3 protein-coding genes and 2 pseudogenes are annotated in these 4,421 nt (G+C 46.1%); 4 read left to right on the top strand and 1 reads right to left on the bottom strand.

Annotated features, from left to right (window positions below):
* A pseudogene (locus tag F557_RS22195) lies at positions 1-193 on the top strand (IS110 family transposase); the annotation flags it as partial.
* Between the two features lie 254 nt (positions 194-447).
* On the opposite strand, the gene F557_RS0106810 reads toward F557_RS22195, so the two are convergent.
* The gene (locus F557_RS0106810; RefSeq protein ID WP_019001494.1) at positions 448-1,686 is read right to left on the bottom strand and encodes an ISAzo13 family transposase; all 1,239 of its coding nucleotides are present in this window, start codon (positions 1,684-1,686) and stop codon (positions 448-450) included.
* Positions 1,687-2,041: 355 nt separating this feature from the next.
* On the opposite strand from F557_RS0106810, the gene dsbB reads away from it, so the two are divergent.
* The 3 genes and pseudogenes from dsbB to F557_RS22630 all read left to right on the top strand — a co-directional run.
* Complete coding sequence (dsbB, locus tag F557_RS19125) at positions 2,042-2,617, top strand: disulfide bond formation protein DsbB (protein ID WP_019001493.1); 576 nt, start codon at positions 2,042-2,044, stop codon at positions 2,615-2,617.
* Between the two features lie 311 nt (positions 2,618-2,928).
* The gene (locus F557_RS0106795; RefSeq protein ID WP_019001491.1) at positions 2,929-3,450 is read left to right on the top strand and encodes a hypothetical protein; all 522 of its coding nucleotides are present in this window, start codon (positions 2,929-2,931) and stop codon (positions 3,448-3,450) included.
* Positions 3,451-3,495: 45 nt separating this feature from the next.
* Positions 3,496-4,421 (top strand): annotated as a pseudogene (locus F557_RS22630) (hypothetical protein); the annotation flags it as partial.

The following is a 4,421-nucleotide window of genomic DNA, read 5'->3' as shown; positions in this document are numbered from 1 at the left end:
TTACGTGATAATAACGCGGAAGGTCAAATACGAAGACAGCCCGAACGATCAGTCGTTGGCAAAATTCCGGATGGATCAGGTCAAACGCGCCATCTCCAGAGCCAAAATTACTGAAGGTCTGTGTGTGCAGAGCGAAACCAGCAATCAGGGCAAAGTGATCTGTGCCAGCGTCAGCATGACCCAGCCAACTTAACGGGGGCCGGAACGGATCTTACCGAAGAGATCCGGGCCGCCACTCCATTCCAGGGCATGCAGCGTTCCGAATACGGCTTAAGGGCCGTCGCTTTGTTTGTCCGCCGGGGAGCTTTCTTTCATAATAAAAGTCATAGTAACCTAATGCAATAAACTGAACAAACTGCCGCCTTTTTCTATCGAGCTTTATCCCGTACTCTTGATTTTTTACCGTCGTTTTTTTATTTTAGAAATTGTTAAAAATTAAATTTAATTTTATTGGTTTGTGGGAGCTATGATATAGTTCCACTCACCGTGCCAGTCGTCCATGGTGATATTTATCCCGCTAAGTTCTTCATTAGACACCACTTTTCCTTTCTCGTAGACTTTTTCATCCAACTTGCACGCAACCTTTAATCCAGACGAGGTTGTCGTAGCACTGATTAAATTAATGATGATCTCCACTGTTTCCAATGGTCTCCCAGGCCAGTTCTTGCTGATGAAGGCAAACATACGGTGCTCAATTTTGTTCCACTTGCTGGTACCAGGCGGAAAGTGGGACACGTGGATATTCAAACCTGTTTCATTTGCAAAACTCTGAAGGCTGGTCTTCCATAGTTTATTACGTCTGCCGTTACTTCCCCCTCCATCAGCGGTGATATACAGACATGTGGCTTCAGGATACTTTTCAACTCCCATTGTTCGCCACCACTCCCGAATGCTGTTGACGGCAAACTCTGCTGTATCGGCGCTCAACCCGACATTGACAAACCCTTCATTGAAGTTTAAATCGTAAATGCCGTAAGGGCAGGCTTTCCCACACGGACCTTCAAAATCATGATCATTTACCTTCGCCGGATTGCCTTTCGGGGCATATTCTTTTCCTGGATTCTTGTAACTGCCAATCAGTTCTTTTTTCTTGGCATCAACAGATATCACCGGGTTTTTATTGTTCATGAATTCTTTGGCTTTATTGTTGATGTACTGAAACTGAGCATCCCGATCAGGTCCTGCATTTCCGCTCTCTGTATATTTCCGGTTCTGCTGCAGACTGTACCCCATCTCCTCTAGAATATTACCAATGGTTACATAACTGACAGACATTCCTTTTCCCTTGAGTGAAGCCTCAATATTACGAAGACTTTTGGTGGTCCAGCACAATGGATTCTCAGGATTTCCTACTGTACTGTTTTCCAGTAAAAGGTTTATCTCATCTATAACCTGAGGGTATTTTTCACGGATTGATTTCCTTCCACCACCTTCTGCTCTTACCCTGTCACCGCTTGCGCTCCTGTTTTTACCGGTTGTTTTGAACTTAGGATTCGGTTCTATATTTGCGCACTCTTTTTTACCCTCAATGATTGTGACCTGAGAGATCTGTGTTAGCTCATGGAGATCCTTGACACTTCCTCTCCCCAGCATTTCAGATAAAGCTCCAAGAAAAATTCTTCTTTGTTTTTCATCCAGCTGAGGGAGTACTTTCCCTACAAAAATTCTAGTGTTTTCCGGAATCATTCTACCCTCCAATGACTATCACTATGATAGCACACTGTGGCGGGTAAAAACTAATAGATAATTAAACTTTATTTTTTAACAATTCCTTAACAACTCAAACATGTCTTCTATATGTTCACGTTTACGTCCAAGTTTTAGAAGTTCTGCTGCATCATTAATCTTGTTGCAGCACAGACAGAAGATTCCCTTGTATTATTACCTATGGTCAAATTTGGCACTTTTAAGGACTATGAATAGTAACAATAGCATCATATGTCCGCCCCCTGAATCTCACATTTTTCCTCCCTTTATGCATCAATTTCCAGTCAAACGGCTATAATGCTGTTCAAATTTATCAGTAACGGGAGACTTTTACGTGAAAGAAACACTGCAACGCTTTCTCATCAGACTCTGGTTTCCGCACAGCCGTCTTTTCTGGGCATTTCTGTTTCTGGGATTTTTGTTTTATGAATCCTGCGGACTCTATTTCCAGTATGTCCTGAAACTGAATCCCTGTATTGAATGCGTCTACGAAAGAGCCTGCTTCATGTTCTTTGGCATAGCCGCCCTGCTGGGCATTACCGCTCCCAGATTTTTCATTATAAGAATTCTGGCTGTGATTATCTGGCTCATGTCCTCCATCAAGGGGCTTCTCATTTCCATTGAACACCGGGGCTACGAACTTACTAAGGACGATCCCTTTGCCGAAACCTGCGGGTTCTTTGCAGAATTTCCTTCATGGTTCAAACTGGATGAATGGCTTCCCTCGGTGTTCGCCCCCACCGGAATCTGCGGCGACGCCTCCTGGGAATTTGCCGGACTGACCATGGTACAGTGGATCATTATCATTTTTGTGTGCAATGCGGTAACCGCCGGTATCTGGGTACTGCTTTCCTGCATGCCGTACCGTATCTACCGGAAACTGCTTAACGGAGATCGCGTTTCAGAATAACAGCATTAGGAAACTCCCGGGCTGTTCCTGGCCGCATAATCAGCCAGCTTAGAACAGCCCGGAAGGTTCTTAAGACAGCACAGATCCGGCAGCTCCGCAAAATCCCTGTCCTCCCGGTTTTCTTCATGACTTCCCCTCCGAACACTGTTTCTCCCGGCAAATTGATCCCGATCATATGTCAGAGAAGTGCGCTGTCTTTTTAGTGAGACACACAGCATTATTTTTTTTGCCGTTATGTCACAATCTTTAGTTGATAATGTATCCTTTTTTCTTCCAAAAGTTTCCCGCTTTTTTGTTTTACAGGTTCTGCTATGCCCGCACGCAAGTTTATTTCCAAATCCGGTATCGTCCTGGGGACGCTCCTTCTTCTAAGCTCGGCTTTTCCGGCTCACGCGGTTTCGGAATCCTCCGGCTGTCAGGCTGTTGTAATTGAAAATCAATCCTTAAGAATCTGCCCCGAATTCGTAATCGGAGACAATGGCGGTTCATCAGATATCCCGCTGTCCCCGGCAGATAGTATTGGTGTTTATGACAATAAAACCGTCTATTCCAGAACAAACGGCCCTGCGCGGGATCCTGAGATTCTGGGTTTTGTCTCAGATGACAGCGGCGGATTTATCCTGAAAAACACTCTTACCTTTAAATGCCGCAAGAATGCCCCGGACTGTGCCCCGGACAGTCTCCGGGCCCGAAAGCTGAGCAAAACCGTATATCTTGTAAAGGCCGGCAGCATTGCGGAGTGGCAAGAGCTGTACAGAACCATTTCGGCACTCCCCGATGTTGCAAACATCAGCATCTCTAAAGACTATGGCCTGAAAATGAATCTCCGCTAGCAGGAGCATTTTTAAATTTTTACTGTCCTGCGAGGAATCAAAGTTATGAAACCACGTTTTAGCAAATTGTCCGCCTTTGTTCTATCAGCCATTGCCCTGACCGCCTGCGGCGGAGGCGGCGGCAGTGGCGGCAGTACTGATGACAGCGACCGGGAAGAGTCCGTTTATCTTGCCTTTCATGTTCTTGACGGTGATATCGAAAATGCCTACGTTTATGCAGACCTGAACCGCAACTATCAGTGGGACTCCGCAAAAGAACCCCGGGCCAGAACGGATTCCCGTGGGCTGGTAACACTGGATATCGCCAAAAAGGAGCTTAATGAAACCGGCGACACCAGACTTCTCATCATCGCTTCTGCCGGCAGCAGTGCCCCGGATCACATTTATGGCTCCGAAACTGCTCTGGCCACCCCCGTAACCATGTCCCGGAGTATCTTTGTTAACCGGAAAACTCCTGACGGCACCACCTTTATCATCTCCCCGTTCAGCACTCTGGCAGATATCACCGCAGACAACAGTAATGATTCTGAAACCAAAGACCGTTACCAAATCCGGATGGGAACTCTGGCAGAACAGGCCGGCGCAGTAAAAAGTCTGGTTTATCAGGATGCCGGATACAATAAAGACTGCACCAGCCCTGATGATCTGAAAACTCTTATTGCCGGAGAACTTCTGGCCAGAAAGGACTTCCTGCCGCAAACGGACCGGGATCTGGAGAAGTTCAGTCAGATAATCAGCGATGTATCAGAAATCGAGAGCTCCCTTGGCAGCATAAAAAACCTGACAGATTATGTCTATTCCCTAGTAATAGCGGAAATTTCTGAAAACGGCCGGATAAACAGCAGCCGGGAAGAAATTTCAGCTGTGATTACCAATTACCTGAATTACATTCCCAATCTGCCTGCTGATGACGATTCCGGAAAGACTGATGACGGCGATTCCGGAAAAACTGATGACGGCGATTCCGGAAA

The organism is Succinimonas amylolytica DSM 2873, assembly GCF_000378405.1.
Taxonomy (GTDB): Bacteria; Pseudomonadota; Gammaproteobacteria; order Enterobacterales; family Succinivibrionaceae; genus Succinimonas; species Succinimonas amylolytica.
Note: the sequence above shows the minus strand (reverse complement) of the source record. Positions and strands in the feature narration are given on the sequence as shown.